The organism is Desulfuromonas acetoxidans DSM 684, from assembly GCF_000167355.1.
In the GTDB taxonomy this organism is placed as follows: Bacteria; Desulfobacterota; Desulfuromonadia; order Desulfuromonadales; family Desulfuromonadaceae; genus Desulfuromonas; species Desulfuromonas acetoxidans.
In genome coordinates this window covers 45,200-59,842 of the sequence record NZ_AAEW02000001.1, presented here as the reverse complement: position 1 = coordinate 59,842, position 14,643 = coordinate 45,200, and the positions used below count along the sequence as shown (strand labels likewise).

13 protein-coding genes are annotated in these 14,643 nt (G+C 55.3%); 10 read left to right on the top strand and 3 right to left on the bottom strand.

Annotated elements, in window-relative coordinates:
* Positions 1-44: 44 nt before the first annotated feature.
* From DACE_RS00250 to DACE_RS00220, 7 genes are all read left to right on the top strand, one after another.
* Positions 45-686, top strand: a complete 642-nt coding sequence (locus DACE_RS00250) for a hypothetical protein (protein ID WP_005997384.1) — start codon at positions 45-47, stop codon at positions 684-686.
* 201 nt (positions 687-887) lie between these two features.
* Positions 888-2,312 (top strand): carbon starvation CstA family protein, encoded by a 1,425-nt coding sequence (locus DACE_RS00245; RefSeq protein ID WP_005997383.1) that lies wholly within the window; start codon positions 888-890, stop codon positions 2,310-2,312.
* Between the two features lie 219 nt (positions 2,313-2,531).
* A complete protein-coding gene (purT, locus tag DACE_RS00240) occupies positions 2,532-3,713 on the top strand; it encodes a formate-dependent phosphoribosylglycinamide formyltransferase (RefSeq protein WP_005997382.1) in 1,182 nt (393 codons plus the stop codon).
* A gap of 128 nt (positions 3,714-3,841) precedes the next feature.
* A complete protein-coding gene (locus tag DACE_RS18020) occupies positions 3,842-4,510 on the top strand; it encodes a cytochrome c3 family protein (RefSeq protein ID WP_005997381.1) in 669 nt (222 codons plus the stop codon).
* Positions 4,511-4,691: 181 nt separating this feature from the next.
* The gene (locus DACE_RS00230; RefSeq protein ID WP_005997380.1) at positions 4,692-5,531 is read left to right on the top strand and encodes a sulfide/dihydroorotate dehydrogenase-like FAD/NAD-binding protein; all 840 of its coding nucleotides are present in this window, start codon (positions 4,692-4,694) and stop codon (positions 5,529-5,531) included.
* A complete protein-coding gene (gltA, locus tag DACE_RS00225; protein ID WP_005997379.1) occupies positions 5,528-6,940 on the top strand; it encodes an NADPH-dependent glutamate synthase in 1,413 nt (470 codons plus the stop codon). The genes DACE_RS00230 and gltA overlap by 4 nt, the downstream gene beginning before the upstream one ends.
* A 57-nt stretch (positions 6,941-6,997) precedes the next feature.
* Positions 6,998-7,579, top strand: a complete 582-nt coding sequence (locus DACE_RS00220; protein WP_005997378.1) for an O-acetyl-ADP-ribose deacetylase — start codon at positions 6,998-7,000, stop codon at positions 7,577-7,579.
* A gap of 1,354 nt (positions 7,580-8,933) precedes the next feature.
* Here the strand turns inward: DACE_RS00220 and DACE_RS00215 are convergent.
* Complete coding sequence (locus DACE_RS00215; RefSeq protein ID WP_005997376.1) at positions 8,934-10,085, bottom strand: pyridoxal phosphate-dependent aminotransferase; 1,152 nt, start codon at positions 10,083-10,085, stop codon at positions 8,934-8,936.
* A 138-nt stretch (positions 10,086-10,223) separates the two neighbouring features.
* On the opposite strand from DACE_RS00215, the gene DACE_RS00210 reads away from it, so the two are divergent.
* A complete protein-coding gene (locus DACE_RS00210; RefSeq protein WP_005997374.1) occupies positions 10,224-10,769 on the top strand; it encodes an O-acetyl-ADP-ribose deacetylase in 546 nt (181 codons plus the stop codon).
* Here DACE_RS00210 and DACE_RS00205 read toward each other — a convergent pair.
* The gene (locus tag DACE_RS00205) at positions 10,733-11,167 is read right to left on the bottom strand and encodes a hypothetical protein (RefSeq protein WP_005997371.1); all 435 of its coding nucleotides are present in this window, start codon (positions 11,165-11,167) and stop codon (positions 10,733-10,735) included. The two genes, DACE_RS00210 and DACE_RS00205, sit on opposite strands and share 37 nt — an antisense overlap.
* Before the next feature lie 103 nt (positions 11,168-11,270).
* Between DACE_RS00205 and pyk the strand changes: the two genes are divergently transcribed.
* Positions 11,271-12,695, top strand: coding sequence for a pyruvate kinase (gene pyk, locus DACE_RS00200; RefSeq protein ID WP_005997369.1), 1,425 nt, complete (start codon positions 11,271-11,273; stop codon positions 12,693-12,695).
* Between the two features lie 49 nt (positions 12,696-12,744).
* Entirely contained in the window at positions 12,745-13,311 is a 567-nt protein-coding gene (locus DACE_RS00195) for a HEAT repeat domain-containing protein (RefSeq protein WP_005997367.1), read from the top strand.
* 8 nt (positions 13,312-13,319) lie between these two features.
* Here DACE_RS00195 and DACE_RS00190 read toward each other — a convergent pair whose 3' ends face one another.
* Positions 13,320-14,642 (bottom strand): HD-GYP domain-containing protein, encoded by a 1,323-nt coding sequence (locus tag DACE_RS00190; protein WP_005997365.1) that lies wholly within the window; start codon positions 14,640-14,642, stop codon positions 13,320-13,322.
* Between the last annotated feature and the right edge of the window lies 1 nt (position 14,643).

Sequence of the window (14,643 nt, the reverse complement as noted above, 5' to 3'; positions counted from 1 at the left end):
TGTTCACGTGGTGTTTAACACTGTTGGTGGAAGGATTAATCTCAATGCGTCTTTTTTTTAGTGTGTTCATAATGCTCATGGCAACATCGCAGGTGTATGCCCACAATGTGTGGCTGGAACGTGATGGGCAAGGCCCGGTGAGGGTGTATTTTGGTCATTACGACAACGGTATGGTTGAGAAAACCGGGGAACGGCTGGATATCATCAAAGCTGAAACCGTTTTGCCGTCAGGAGCGCTGGTTTCCCGGCAACGTCTGCAGGATCATATTGCCTTAACGGTCGGCCACGCCGGTGATGTGGCCTTGGAAGAGGCGATGCTGCCGCGCAAAAGCCGGACCAAACAGGAAATTTTGCGAAATATCTTCATGGCCCGTTGCGGCAATGGGCAAACCGTTGCGTTATTGAATCTGGATCTGGTGCCTGAGGCGCCTGACAGTAATACGTTTAAGCTGCTTCTCGAAGGACAGCCGCTGCCCAAGACCAAAATTACCGTGTATGATCCCGAGCGAACAAAGCAGGTTTACACCACGGACGATTCGGGACGGGTTGTTATTGACACCCAAGTACACGGCCGTTATCTGCTGCTGACCTCTTCGGTGTTGGATCGCTCCGGAACGGTCAAAGACATTCCTTTTGATAAAACCCGGTACATCCTTTCCCTGAGTTTTGTGGCGCAGAACCATTAACCCGTGACCGGTTTCTTTCGGGGGCGGGAGGGTCGTTCCGCCCCTGACCACTTACCCGGCCTGGACAACCACTTACCCGACAGATCAAACCACTCGTCGGGAACCTTTTCTCTTCCTTGTTTTCCTTGATTATCCTTATGGTAACAGCGGTGTCCGGCGCGCTGACGTGACTGGAACCGCATGACGACAAGGAGGCTCGCCATGCTGTATTTTTTTGCTTGTGTACTCGCTCTGATTCTCGGCTACGTTTTTTATGGCCGTTTTGTCGATAACGTCTTCGGCCCCGACCCCAATCGTCCGACTCCGGCCCAATCCCTGGCCGACGGTGTTGATTATGTCGAGATTTCACCGAGGAAAATCTTCCTGATCCAACTGCTTAATATTGCCGGACTCGGCCCGATCTTCGGCCCGATTCTCGGGGCGCTGTATGGCCCATCGGCTCTGGTGTGGATCGTCATCGGCTCCATCTTTGCCGGAGCCGTGCATGACTACTTTTCCGGCATGCTGTCGATCCGTCATAACGGCAAGAGCATTCCCGATGTGGTCGGCGTTCAGCTCGGTAACGGTTTCAAGCAGTTCATGCGCCTGTTTTCCATTGTGTTGTTGCTGTTGGTCGGCATTGTCTTTGTCCTCGGCCCGGCCAAACTTCTCGGCAATATGTCCGGTCTCAATGTCACCGCCTGGGTGGCCATTATTTTTGGCTACTACTTCCTGGCCACTATTCTACCGATCCAGAAAATCATCGGTCGCCTCTATCCGGTGTTTGGTGCGGTGCTGATCTTTATGGCTGTCGGTCTGACCATTGCCCTGATGGTGCAGGGCTATGAGTTTTATCCGCAACTGACCCTGAGCAACGTGCATCCTAAAGAGCTGCCGCTGTGGCCGCTGATGTTTATCACCATTGCCTGCGGCGCCATCAGTGGTTTTCATGCCACTCAGTCGCCGCTCATGGCGCGCTGCGTGTCTAACGAGCGTCATGGCCGTTCGCTGTTTTATGGGGCGATGATCGGCGAAGGTTTGATCGCCTTGGTGTGGGCAACCCTCGGCATGGCCTTCTACCACGAGCCCGGTGCTCTCAATGAGGCTTTGGCCGTTGGTGGTCCGGCTCACGTGGTGAACGAAATTTCCACCACCTTGCTTGGCCCTGTTGGTGGTTTGCTGGCGGTGATCGGTGTTATCATTCTGCCGATCTCTTCGGGGGATACGGCGTTTCGCAGTGCCCGTCTGATCATTGCCGACTTCTTTAATATGGAACAGCGTCAGGCCGGACGTCGTCTGTTGCTGGCCGTTCCCCTGTTTGCCATTGGTTTCCTGATCTCCAAAGCGGAGTTCGGTGTCATCTGGCGTTACTTTGGCTGGGCCAACCAGACCCTGGCGACCATCGTGTTGTGGACGGCTGCCGCCTATCTGATCAAGCAGGGCAAGCTGCATTGGATCGCCACGGTACCGGCGACGTTTATGACCGCCGTGGCTGCCACCTATCTCGGCTATGCTCCGATTGGTTTCGGCATGCCGCTGCAGATTGCGACCTACATTGGTCTCGGGGTCGCGATCTTTAGCCTGACCATTTTCATGATCTGCTTTGGTCGTGAGCCTGATGTGGCTCTGGATCAGGACTCTATCTAACCATCCTCTTAAAACACCGCATTCACAAGCCGCCCGGATCGTTCCGGGCGGCTTGTGCTATTTGATCTGGAAACGGGTTGATTGTGTTTACAAACTCGTCAATAGAGCTACTGTTTGTTATGCTCCTTGAGCAGGGAGGCACAGCTTCCCGACATGAATCTGCAGAGGGTGAGATGGTTGCTTCACCCACAGCTTTTTTCCGTTTCAGGAGGATCAGTCATGGCGACAATAGGAACGCCCTTCTCCCCGACAGCGACCCGCGTCATGTTGTGCGGTTCCGGTGAGCTGGGTAAAGAGGTGGTTATCGAATTTCAGCGTTTAGGTGTCGAGGTTATTGCCTGTGACAGCTATGCCAATGCCCCGGCCATGCAGGTCGCGGATCGCTCCTATACCTTTTCCATGCTTGATGGCGAGGAATTGCGCCGCGTGGTGGAATTTGAGCGGCCCCACTATATTGTTCCCGAGGTGGAGGCGATTGCCACGGCGACCCTGGTGGAGCTGGAAAAAGAGGGCTTCAATGTCGTGCCTACGGCGCTTGCCGCCCAGTTGACCATGAACCGTGAAGGGATTCGTCGCCTGGCCGCTGAAGACCTTAGTCTGCCGACCACGAGGTATCGGTTTGCCGAAGATGAAGTGACCTTTCAGGCGGCCGTGGCTGAACTGGGTTTTCCGTGTGTGGTCAAGCCGATTATGAGTTCCTCTGGCAAGGGGCAGAGCGTGGTGCGCAGTGAAGATGATCTCGATGCGGCCTGGGACTATGCTCAGAAGGGCGGGCGTGCCGGGGGTGGCAAAGTGATTGTTGAGGCTTTTCTCGACTTTGATTATGAAATTACCCTGTTGACCGTCCGCCATAAAGAGGGCACCAGCTTTTGTCTGCCTATCGGCCATCGTCAGGAGGATGGTGACTATCGTGAATCGTGGCAGCCACAGGCGATGAGTGGTGAGGTACTGGACAAAGCGCAACAGATGGCCAAACAGATCACTGATGCGCTGGGCGGCTGGGGTATTTTCGGGGTGGAACTGTTCATTCAGGGCTCCGAGGTCTATTTCAGCGAGGTCTCGCCACGGCCGCACGATACCGGCCTGGTGACGTTGATCTCTCAAGACTTGTCCGAATTTGCTCTGCATGCACGGGCGATTCTCGGCTTGCCGATTCCCAATATCGTCCAGCACGGCCCCTCGGCTTCGGCGGTGGTTCTGGTGGAAGGCCATTCAACCCAGGTCAGTTTCAGTGGGCTTGATATCGCTCTGTCGCAACCGGATACCCAGTTACGGCTGTTTGGTAAACCGGGTGTTACCGGGAAACGCCGCCTTGGCGTGGTGTTGGCCCGTGATCATTCGGTGGATGCGGCGCGCCATAAGGCCATGATTGCGGCTGACGCGATTGAGGCTGTGCTGTAACGGATTTTTTGGTGAACGCTTTTCAAGGGGCTGACGCCTAAAAACCAGACTGGACAGGTTGAGGGAAACGCAGTAATCTTTGTTTTTGTTTAACAAATTTTACTAAAAATCCAACAATGGAGGGCAACGTGAAAACTGCACTGATTCCCCTGATGATCCTGCTGCTGATGCTGGCTGGCTGTGGCGAGGAGAAAACCGCCAAAGCACCGGAGCAACCCGCCCATGAAACAACGGAAACATCTGCGGTCCAAACGGTTGAAAAGACCGTGGAGCAAACAGTCGATGCGGTGAAAGAGACGGCGACTGATGTGGTGGACGCCGGTAAAGAGGTGGCAACCCAGGCTGTTGAAGATGTGGAAACCGCGGCCAAGGATGTTGAAGCACAGGTGACGGACATGGCGGCCAGCGCTGAAAAGCAAGTCAGTGAAGCCACTGAGGGAGCCGCTGAAACCAGCAGCGCCCTGCTGAGCGGCCTGACACAAAAAGCCCAGAGCGTGACAGAAACGCAAACCACAGCCGAAAGCGCTACCGGTGACATGGTGGCACAAGCCGAAGAAAAAGCGGCAGCAGCCACCTCCGCGGTTACTCCTCCAGAGACGGTGGTGATCGAAAATAACTATGGCAACGTGACGTTGACTCATGCGTTTCACGGTAAAACCTATGGCTGCCCCACCTGTCATGGCGACAACACGCCGGGACCTTTTGAGCTGGGTAAGGCAACGGCGCATGTGTTGTGCAAGGATTGCCATAAAGAGAAAAACGGTCCAACAAAATGTAGTGGTTGCCACAAAAAATAGTTTTTCCAGGCCATGTTTGAACACCAAAGCGCCCCAATCCGGGGCGCTTTTTTTTATGAATTTCAACGAGAAACTCTCCAGATGATGTATACGTTTGACGTTTGAAAAAACTGCTGATACGGTGAAGTAAGTACCCGTATTGTATACGGTTTTTTATTGTGTATACGCGTCTGGAGAGACTATGTTCGAGATTGTTGAAAACACGATATTGGCTCCCGGTTTACACCGTCTGACGGTGGTGGCACCACGCATTGCCGCTGCTCGTCAACCGGGACAGTTTGTTATGGTGCGTCGTGATGTTGGTGAGGAGCGGATTCCTCTCACCATCGGTGCATCCGATAGTGAAGACGGCACCATTACCCTGTTTGTTCAGGCCACCGGTGCTGCAACGCAACGTATTGTCGCCACCCCAGTCGGTGGTGAGCTGCGCGATGTGGCCGGTCCCTTGGGCCAGCCGACCGAGATTGAACACTGGGGACGGGTCGCCTGCATTGGTGGTGGGGTTGGTACTGCCGTGCTCTATCCGCTGGTGCGTGCCCTGCATGAAGCGGGTAATGCCGTGACCTCGATTATTGGTGGTCGTTCGGCCGACTATGTGATCCTTGAAGAGGAATTGGCCCAGTTCAGTGATGCCGTGCAGGTGACGACCGATGATGGCAGTCGCGGCAGCCAGGGGTTTGTCACCCAGGCGCTGGAGTCCTTGATTGCCGACGAAGCTCAACGCCCGCAGGCGGTTTTTGCCGTCGGGCCGTTGCCGATGATGCGCGCCGTGGCCGACGTCACACGTCCCTGGCAGATCAAAACCGTGGTCAGCCTCAACCCGATCATGATCGACGGCACCGGCATGTGCGGTGGTTGCCGGGTGACCATTAATGATGAGGTGCGTTTTGCCTGTGTCGATGGTCCTGAATTTGATGCCCATCAGGTGGACTTTTCCGGTCTGATGGATCGTCTGACCATGTATCGTGAGCATGAAACCTGTCATTTGGATGCCGCCATGGCCCAAGGGGGTGTGGCATGACTGAAGCGATGACGCCAAAACAGCGTCTGGCCATTCAACGCGTGATCATGCCGGAGCAGGATGCCGGTGCGCGCAGTGCCAACTTTACCGAAGTCAACCTTGGCCTCAATCATGAGCAGGCGGTGGCGGAAGCACAACGCTGTCTGCAATGTAAAAGCCGGGTGTGTGTCGATGGCTGCCCGGTACAGGTCGGCATCCCCGAATTTATTGCCGCTGTGGCCAACGATGATTTGCCCGGCGCCGCACGTATCCTGCAGCGGGATAATGCTTTACCTGCCGTTTGTGGTCGGGTTTGCCCGCAGGAAAATCAGTGTGAAGCACGCTGTGTGCGCGGTGTTAAAGGGGAGGCTGTGGCCATCGGCTATCTGGAACGCTTTGTCGCGGACTGGGCCATGACCCATGCTGAAGGGCTGGAACAGGCAACTCCACCTACTGCCAGTGGTAAGCTGGTGGCCGTGGTTGGCAGTGGCCCGTGTGGGCTGTCCGCTGCTGGGGATCTGATCCGTCAGGGGCATAAAGTAACTATTTTCGAAGCCCTTCACGATACCGGTGGCGTATTGCGTTACGGCATTCCTGAATTTCGTCTGCCGAAGACCATCGTTGATCAGGAAGTCGCTCGACTCGAAGCCTTGGGGGTCGAGATTCAGTGCAATGTCGTGGTAGGAAAAACCTTGACCATTGATCAGCTCAAAGAGGATTTCGATGCGGTGTTGATCAGCAATGGTGCCGGCTTGCCGATGATGATGAATATTCCCGGAGAGCACCTCAAAGGGGTGTATGCCGCCAACGAATACCTGACCCGTGTCAACCTGATGGGCGCTGGTCGTTTGGCCGACAGCCCGACACCGATTGTCCAGGGCAAGCGAGTGGCGGTGGTTGGTGCCGGGAACACGGCCATGGACTGCGTGCGGACCGCGCGTCGTCTGGGCGCCGAGCAGGCCATGATCGTTTATCGCCGCAGCGAAGCGCAGATGCCTGCCCGCCGTGAAGAGGTGCATCACGCCAAAGCCGAAGGGGTTGAGTTTGTCATGCTCAGCTCACCGCTGGAGATCCTCGGCAATGACCAGGGCTGGGCAACGGCCTTGCGCTGTCAGAAAATGCGTCTCGGTGAGCCGGATGCCTCAGGGCGTCAGCGGCCGGAGCCGATTGACGGCGAAACCGTTGATCTGGCTGTTGATGTGGTGGTTAATGCCTTGGGAACCCGGCCCAATCCCTTGTTGACGGCAACGGCTCCCCATCTGGAGTTGCAGCCTTCCGGTCAGATTCGGATTGACGACGACGGCCAGACCAACCTGCCGGGTATCTATGCCGGGGGCGATATCACCCGCGGCGGATCGACGGTGATCCTGGCCATGGGTGATGGTAAGCGGGCGGCGGCCCGGATTCATCAGATGTTGAGTGGTGGCTGACGTGCATCCTGGGGTGGGATGGAAGCTGCGAACGTCAACTTGAAAACAGGATGAATCATGAAACGGATTGAGATTATCAAAGCGGATATCACTCAGCTCAATGTTGATGCGATTGTCAATACGGCGACGACAAAGTTGTTGGGAAGTGGCGGTGTTGATGGGGCCATTCACGATGCAGCCGGACCGGAGCTGATGGAAGAGTGCCGGCGGCTCAAAGGGTGCCTGGTTGGAACCGCGAAAATCACATCAGGCTATAATCTGCCGGCCCGCTATGTCATTCACACCGTCGGACCACAATGGGACGAGGGCCAAGGCAATGAGCAGGCGTTGCTGGCTTCCTGTTACCGGGCCTGTTTCAGTCTGGCACGTGAATATGGTCTGAAAACTCTGGCCTTTCCGGCCATCAGTTGCGGCAGTTATCAGTTCCCCGTGCCGACAGCCTGTGAGATCGCCATGGATGTGGTGGAACAGTGTCTGCGTGGGAATGATCAGATCGAACGGGTCATCTTTGTCTGTTATCGTGATGCCGTGGAGCGGACGTTGAAGCAACTCCTTGCGGAGAAAATGATGCCTTTGGTTGACAACTTAGCACCACAACCCGGCTTCACGAATTACCCGGGTTGTGAAATAACAGTCTAAAGAAGGGTGGGCATTGCCCACCCGTTAGATCGGTGCCACACCAGAGATAAAGAAAGACGAAAGACTGTTACCAACGTTTTACGCCAAAGGTGATGACGCGCACGATTCGCCGACCTAAAGGGCGACGAGCCGGATAGGTGAAACATCACGGAAACTGATCCCGTGTCGGTTAACCCAGGTTCAGGAGAAGTTCAGCTGGTTTTTGCATACTTTTGAGCGGCCAGTCAAAAGTATGTCGGCTGCCGGGACGAAACCCGGCGACTTTGACTGTGATCTTGAGATTCAGTGGTTCGTAATACGCAACGAATCGCACCGGCGAACTTCATCCGTTCGCGAAGGTGATACCCACGTGACGCGGGCTTCCGCGCCCGCACGTCGGGGCACTTTTGCGTCGACAAAAGTACCGCAAAATCGACTCCCGTCATTGCACCCTCCGGGTTCCCTCTCTCCATTCTCTTACATCGCAATGTCGGCAAAACTCGCTACCGCTCAAACAGGTTGCCGACAACCATTGCGCTGACGTTCATTGCGTTCGGTGCTGCTGAACGGGAGGGCTTGGCTGCTCAATAACACACGACTGCAGGGCGGGCACCGTCCCGCCCGTTTGATCGGTGCCACACCAGTGATAGAGCGCGACTGAAGATTGTTGTCAACATTTTACGCCAGAGATGATGCGTTGCATGATTCGTCGACCTAAAGGGCGGCGAGCCGGATCTGCAAAGCATAACGGAAACAGACTCATTGTCGGTTGATCTGAGGGCCAGAAGGTATTCAGGCTGGTTTTTGCATACTTTTGAGCGGCCAGTCAAAAGGATGTCGGCTGCCGGGACGAACCCCGGCGACCTTGACTTTGCCTTTGATCTTGATCGTCAGTGGTTCAGATTTCGGAACAGGTCGCGCTGGCGAACATCAGCTATTCACACCAGTTGGTTCCCACGTGACGTGGGCTTCCGCGCCCACACCTCGGGCCACTTTTGCGTCGACAAAAGTAGCGTAAAATCGACCCCCAAGGGGTTGTCATCAATCAGCCTTCACGGAGTTGTTGCGGATCTTTTTCACGTCAGCGGCGTTATCGGTCGTCGCCATAGAACAACTATAGCTCCTCCCTCTGCCTTGCTGACGCAAAAAATCTCACGCAACACCTCTCGTTCATCTGATTAATAACACCCCCAATGCCCCCTACGGGTTCCCTCACGCCATTCACTTACCCTGCGATGTCGGCAAAAACTCGGCCTGTGTGCCACAGTCCTCAAACAGTTTGCCGACACCCATCGCAGCGACGTTCACTCTGTTCGGCGCTACTGAACGAGGGGGCAGGGCTGCTAAGAGTAGAGAGTTGCGAGTAAGCTGTCATTCAGGAACGTTTTTGCAACCACTGCTCCAAACGATCCGTGGCTTCTTTAAGCCGTTCCAGACTGTTGGCGTAAGAGAAACGCAGGAACCCTTCACCACCACTGCCAAAGTCAATACCAGGTGTCACAGCCACACCGGTTTCAGCAAGAATTTCCCGCGCCAGTGCCATGGAATCGTGACTCAAATGGCGGGCATCGGCAAAGACGTAGAAGGCTGCGACCGGCTCGCTGTGGATGACAAATCCCAGCTCCTTGAGCCGGGCAACGAGGTATTTGCGGCGTTCGTCGTAGGCCCGGCGCATCCGTTCCACATCGTCATCACAATCGCGCAGCGCGACAATCCCGGCGTGCTGAATAAAGCTGCCGGCACAGATCAGAAAGTTCTGGTGCAGGCTCTGTAACACGCGCACCGCCGCTTTGGGGGCGATGAGGTAGCCGAGACGCCAGCCGGTCATGGCGTAGGTCTTGGAAAATCCGCCGAGGACAAATGCCTGGTCGGTGAATTCGAGAATGCTGCGCTCTTCGCCCTGATAGGTCAGGCCATGATAAATTTCGTCGGAGATGATCGGCACCGGCAGCGACGCCAATTGTTGCAGCCAGTCTGTCGACAATAACGATCCGGCCGGGTTGGACGGCGAGTTGATCAGCAGTCCGCGGCTTCGTGATGACAGAACGTTGCGTACATCTTGCGGATCGGGCTGAAAGCCTTGAGCGGCACGGGTGGTGATCTCCACGGGAACCCCGCCGTTGAAGCGGATAAAATTGGCGTAGCAGGCGTAGCCGGGATTGGTCAGAATCAGCTCATCGCCGGGATCGAGCAGGGCTGCAAACAGCAGCAGCATCAACGGACTGGTGCCTGACGAGACAATGACCTGATCGGCATCAATGGTGACCTGATAGCGGCGTTGATAATGGCGGCAGATCTCTTCACGCAGTTCCAGTAAACCCAGTGAATGGGTGTACGCGGTATGACCGTCGGTAATCGCTTGCTGGGCGGCGGCAACGATTTTTCCCGGGGTGGGAAAATCGGGTTCCCCCAGACACAGGTAGATGATGTCGCGGCCTGCAGCTTCAAGGGTTTTCGCCTGTTCCATCACCTCCATGGCGAGAAACGGTGTAACCTCTGAGGCTCGTTGAGAAAGATGCAGTGACATATGATTTCCATGGTTTGGGTGGCAGGATGGTCTCTGGACAATATGCGCCAAGCCGCTATATTTGACAAGAGGCTGCTGTTGTTACGCTGTCTCTTTTGCGTGCTGTTTGTCAGTCCTTTTCTCCATATGGAGACTGTTATGAAGCAGATTGAAATTGTCCGGGGAGATATTACCCGTTTACAGGTTGATGCCATTGTGAATGCTGCGAACACCTCATTGCTTGGCGGCGGTGGTGTCGATGGTGCCATTCATCGTGCCGCTGGACCGCAGTTGCTCGAAGAGTGCCGCACTCTCGGCGGTTGTCCGACCGGAGAAGCCAAAATGACGCGCGGCTATGATCTGCCCGCCCGTTACGTAATCCACACCGTTGGCCCGGTGTGGAGCGGTGGGGGGGGAAATGAAGAGATGTTGTTGGCGGCCTGTTATCGCAACAGCTTGAAACTGGCAGTTTCCCATGGCTTGAGTACGATTGCTTTTCCAGCTATCAGTTGCGGTGTCTATCGTTTTCCCATTGAGATTGCCAGCGAGATTGCGGTGCGTGAAGTGTGTGCGGTGCTCGAACCGAGTAGCGTGCTGAACCGCGTCCTTTTTGCCTGTGTTGATGAGGGCATCTGCCAGGCGTTGCAGGCGAGCCTGGCTCGACGTCGTCATTCGGCCTGTGGCCAGTCTTTCCAGAATTCCTGACTGCCATACAGTAATCCGACCGCCAGACTCATGTCGAGTGTCGCCACGGCGATCAGACCGGCGTAGGAACCCTGTGCCCAGTAGGAAAGCAGAGCCCCTGTGGCGATCATCGTCGCAAGCATCAGATAGAAAACTCCCCGATAACATTGCCAGAGTTGAGGCCGACGGAGCTGGCGAATGCGCCGACGGTTTTTTCGGCAGGCGCGGCGAAAAATCCACTGTCCTTTGACACCTCCCAGAATTGTTCCTGCGCCGGGCGCCAGCCAATGCTGCCACTGTTGTGGGCACAGTTGCTCTGCGGCCAAAAACAATTCACCGCTTTTTGCAAACAGGGCAAAACTGCCTGTGTACCAGATAACAGAGGCAAGAATATTGAGATGTTGGTGGTGGATCATCATGATGTGACCTGATATGGTAGTTACGGTAAACGAGCTACGTCTACTTTAACCATTTCATCACGGCAAATCCAGCGTTGGTCTGGTGCGTGTGTGAGGATTTTTTATGCGACGAACAAAAATAGTCTGTACCGTGGGTCCGGCGTCGGCGGATGAGGCCACTCTGGAGCAGATGATCAGCAGCGGTATGAATGTAGCCCGCCTCAACTTTTCCCATGGCGATCACGATTCCCATCAACAACTGATTGAGCGGATTCGCGCCGTGGCCAAGCGGCTCAATCAGCCGGTGGCGATTCTACAGGATCTGTGTGGCCCGAAAATTCGCCTCGGCCAATTGCCGGAGCAGGGCGTGCGACTGCATCAGGGCGATGCGGTGAGTTTGTGTTCCACTGGTCAGGCCGGTGAAGGCGATCTGCCGGTCGATTATCCCAGTTTGCATGAGGATGTTCAGGTGGGGGATTCCATTATGCTGTCTGACGGGCTGATGGAATTACAGGTTGAGCGGATCGATGCGCCCCAGGTTCAGTGCAGCGTCATCAGCGGTGGCGTCGCTTACAGCCGCAAAGGCGTTAATATGCCGAGCAGTCATCTGAGTATTCCGGCATTTACGGAGAAAGATCGCGACGATCTGCGGTTTGGCCTGCAGCAGGGGGTGGATATTGTCGCCCTGTCATTTGTGCGCGGTGCTGACGATCTTAAAGAGATCCGTACCATGCTGGCCGAGGTTCCTGAAGCGCCGAAGCTGGTGGCAAAAATTGAGAAACCGCAGGCTGTTGCCCATATTGAAGAGATTCTTGATGTGGTGGATGTGGTGATGATTGCACGTGGCGATCTTGGCGTGGAGGTGCCGCTGGAGCAGGTGCCGGTGTTGCAGAAGCAACTGATTCATAAGGCGCGCCTCAAAGGCAAAGCCGTGATCACCGCAACTCAGATGCTGTCAAGTATGGTGTCCAATCCACGGCCGACCCGGGCGGAAGCTGCGGACGTCGCCAATGCCATCTATGATGGAACCGATGCCCTGATGCTCTCCGATGAGACGGCGTCCGGTGATTACCCGGTGGCGGCAACTCGTATGCTTGACCGCATTGCCCGTTCCACCGAACCGCACTTGGATAGCGCCCTGAGTCTGATTCAGGATGATGGCAACGATCCCCCCCAGGTATCCTGGGCGGTTGGTCGGGCGGCGGTGACTCTGGCGGAAGATCTGCGCGCCTCGGCGATTGTGGCTTATACCCAGTCAGGATTTACCGCCTCATGTGTGTCACGCTTTCGTCCTGACTGTCCGGTGATCGGTTTGACCACCAATGAACAGCGTTGTCGGCAGATGAACCTGCTGTGGGGGGTGTTGCCGGTAACAATTGAGCCGTGCAGCGACACCGATGAGATGTTCGAAAAGGCGCGTGAGGAAGTGATTAAGCGTCATCTGGTCGCGGCGACACAACGGATTGTGGTCACGGCGGGAACCCCGCTGTGGCAATCCGGTTCAACGAATTTGCTCAAAGTGATTGAATTGCCGGAGACGACAGCGTAAAACCTGAATCAGTGAGTAACGTAATAAATCAATGCAATGAGGGAGTGCCATGGAACAACAGCGGCGTGAAGCGTTAGTCCCTTTACTACAGGACCCGCACGAGCAGGTGAGGCAGGCGGCGACAGAGGCCTTGGCGCAGTTGGATCAGCGCGGCCATGCCGACCAGTTGCTCGAGCATCTGGCCCGTGGTTCGTCACAACAGAAAATTTCCGCCTTGTTCGGCCTGGAGGCGGTGGAGAGTGATGCAGTCAGAACCGCTGTGTGCGGGGCTCTTAAAGATGATGAGGCGGATGTCCGTGCGGTGGCGGTTCAGGTGGTGGGGCGCAAACGTTACCCGGCGGCGCTGAACGATTTGGTCAATTGTCTGCAAGATCGCCATCCGGCGGTTGCCGTGTATGCGGCCCAGGCGTTGGCGCATTATAAAGATGCGCGGCTGGTCCCCTATTTTGAAACCATCTATCGGCGCGGTGATGAAGAGTTGCAGTGCGCCTGTCTCAAAGCGTTGGGCGAGATGGGTTTTGCTGCGGCTGAAGCGTGCCTGCTTGAAGCCTTGAGCAGTGGTTCTGCTACGGTACGAGCTGCGGCGGCAACGGCTCTGGGGCAGCTCGTCGATTAATTTTTCTGTTACATCAGAGTGGTAATGTCGATGTTGAGGCGCAGCGGATCAACTTCACCGGCAATGGCTTCATTGCTTTTTTCCAGTTGCAGGTCGTAAGGCGTTTCCACCTCATTTCCTTGGTGGTCGCGGATGATACGGATGGTACTCTTGTCGAGGTTGAGGGCATCCATATCAACGATCAGACCGATCTCATTGCTGACCAGGCGCACCAGACTGCCGACTGGAAATTTCCCCAAAGCAAGACGAAACTGTTCCATATAGTCCGGGTGCAGGTGACCACCGGACAAGTTGTCCATGATGGCAACGGCCTGTAGCGGGGAGCTGGGGCGGCGGTAGGCGCGTAACGTGGTGATCGCGTCAAAGGTGTCGGCAATGGTGGTCATGTCCACCAACGGTGACACGGGTTCGCTGATCCTGCCCTGAGGGTAACCGTTGCGATCGTAGCCGATATGATGACCGAGAATCATACTGATGATTCGCGGATCGATATCGCTCATCTGTGAAGCGATTTCAGCGCCGAGCTCCGGATGCTTTTTGATGATTTCGTATTCCTGTGACGACAGTTTGCCCGGTTTTCTGATGATGTTCGGGGCAATCTTCAATTTTCCCAGATCGTGGAGCAGACTGCCAACACCGAGGATTTGCAGGGTATCGTTATCCAGTTGACAGGCGCATCCCAGAGTCAGGGCGATGACAGACACATTAACCGAGTGACTGAATGTGTAATCATCGTAATCTTTGAGCATGCTCAGGGCCAGCATGGCATAGGGGGTTTTAACCATCTGCCGCGCCATTTTATCCACCGTCGTCACCACCGGACCGGTTGGTGGAATACGGCCAAGTTGAATATCATCACACAGTGACGACAGCGTTTTCACCGCATGGTCATACACCTTGCGTGCCGGACTGCCCTCTTTGCCCTCTCCCGCATTGGCGTAACGGATGGCGTAAATACCAACCTGATCAAGTTGATGATCAAACAGTTCACCATTGAGTTGACCGGCGTAAAGCATCTCGACAAAGGTCTGCAATTCGTTTTCCGCCACTTCAGGGAAAATTTCCAATCCGTAGATCTGATGTGCCTGCAACAATTTAAGCAAGCCCTGGGCTGGCGGCGGATTGTCGGCAAACAGGTGATCTCCGATGTACAGGGTGTCATCGACAATGCCGATTTTTAAGCTTTTGGTGTCTTCAAACACCTGTTGCACAGCCTGCCACAGGTTGTCGTGGAAGCGGTTGTTGGCCGGATGTTGGGGTGGGTACAGTTTCAAGCCGTTGAGAATGCCGTTGAGGGACTGGAGAAACTGGCTCAGTTCATCGTGAAACATG

Bases quoted from the DNA above. Each gene is read 5' to 3' on its own strand.
- gltA (WP_005997379.1), top strand. From the start codon at position 5,528: ATGACTGAAGCGATGACGCCAAAACAGCGTCTGGCCATTCAACGCGTG.
- DACE_RS00190 (WP_005997365.1), bottom strand. From the start codon at position 14,642: ATGTTTCACGATGAACTGAGCCAGTTTCTCCAGTCCCTCAACGGCATT.
- DACE_RS00220 (WP_005997378.1), top strand. From the start codon at position 6,998: ATGAAACGGATTGAGATTATCAAAGCGGATATCACTCAGCTCAATGTT.
- DACE_RS00245 (WP_005997383.1), top strand. From the start codon at position 888: ATGCTGTATTTTTTTGCTTGTGTACTCGCTCTGATTCTCGGCTACGTT.
- DACE_RS00230 (WP_005997380.1), top strand. From the start codon at position 4,692: ATGTTCGAGATTGTTGAAAACACGATATTGGCTCCCGGTTTACACCGT.
- DACE_RS00215 (WP_005997376.1), bottom strand. From the start codon at position 10,085: ATGTCACTGCATCTTTCTCAACGAGCCTCAGAGGTTACACCGTTTCTC.
- DACE_RS00250 (WP_005997384.1), top strand. From the start codon at position 45: ATGCGTCTTTTTTTTAGTGTGTTCATAATGCTCATGGCAACATCGCAG.
- pyk (WP_005997369.1), top strand. From the start codon at position 11,271: ATGCGACGAACAAAAATAGTCTGTACCGTGGGTCCGGCGTCGGCGGAT.
- DACE_RS00195 (WP_005997367.1), top strand. From the start codon at position 12,745: ATGGAACAACAGCGGCGTGAAGCGTTAGTCCCTTTACTACAGGACCCG.
- DACE_RS00205 (WP_005997371.1), bottom strand. From the start codon at position 11,167: ATGATGATCCACCACCAACATCTCAATATTCTTGCCTCTGTTATCTGG.
- purT (WP_005997382.1), top strand. From the start codon at position 2,532: ATGGCGACAATAGGAACGCCCTTCTCCCCGACAGCGACCCGCGTCATG.
- DACE_RS00210 (WP_005997374.1), top strand. From the start codon at position 10,224: ATGAAGCAGATTGAAATTGTCCGGGGAGATATTACCCGTTTACAGGTT.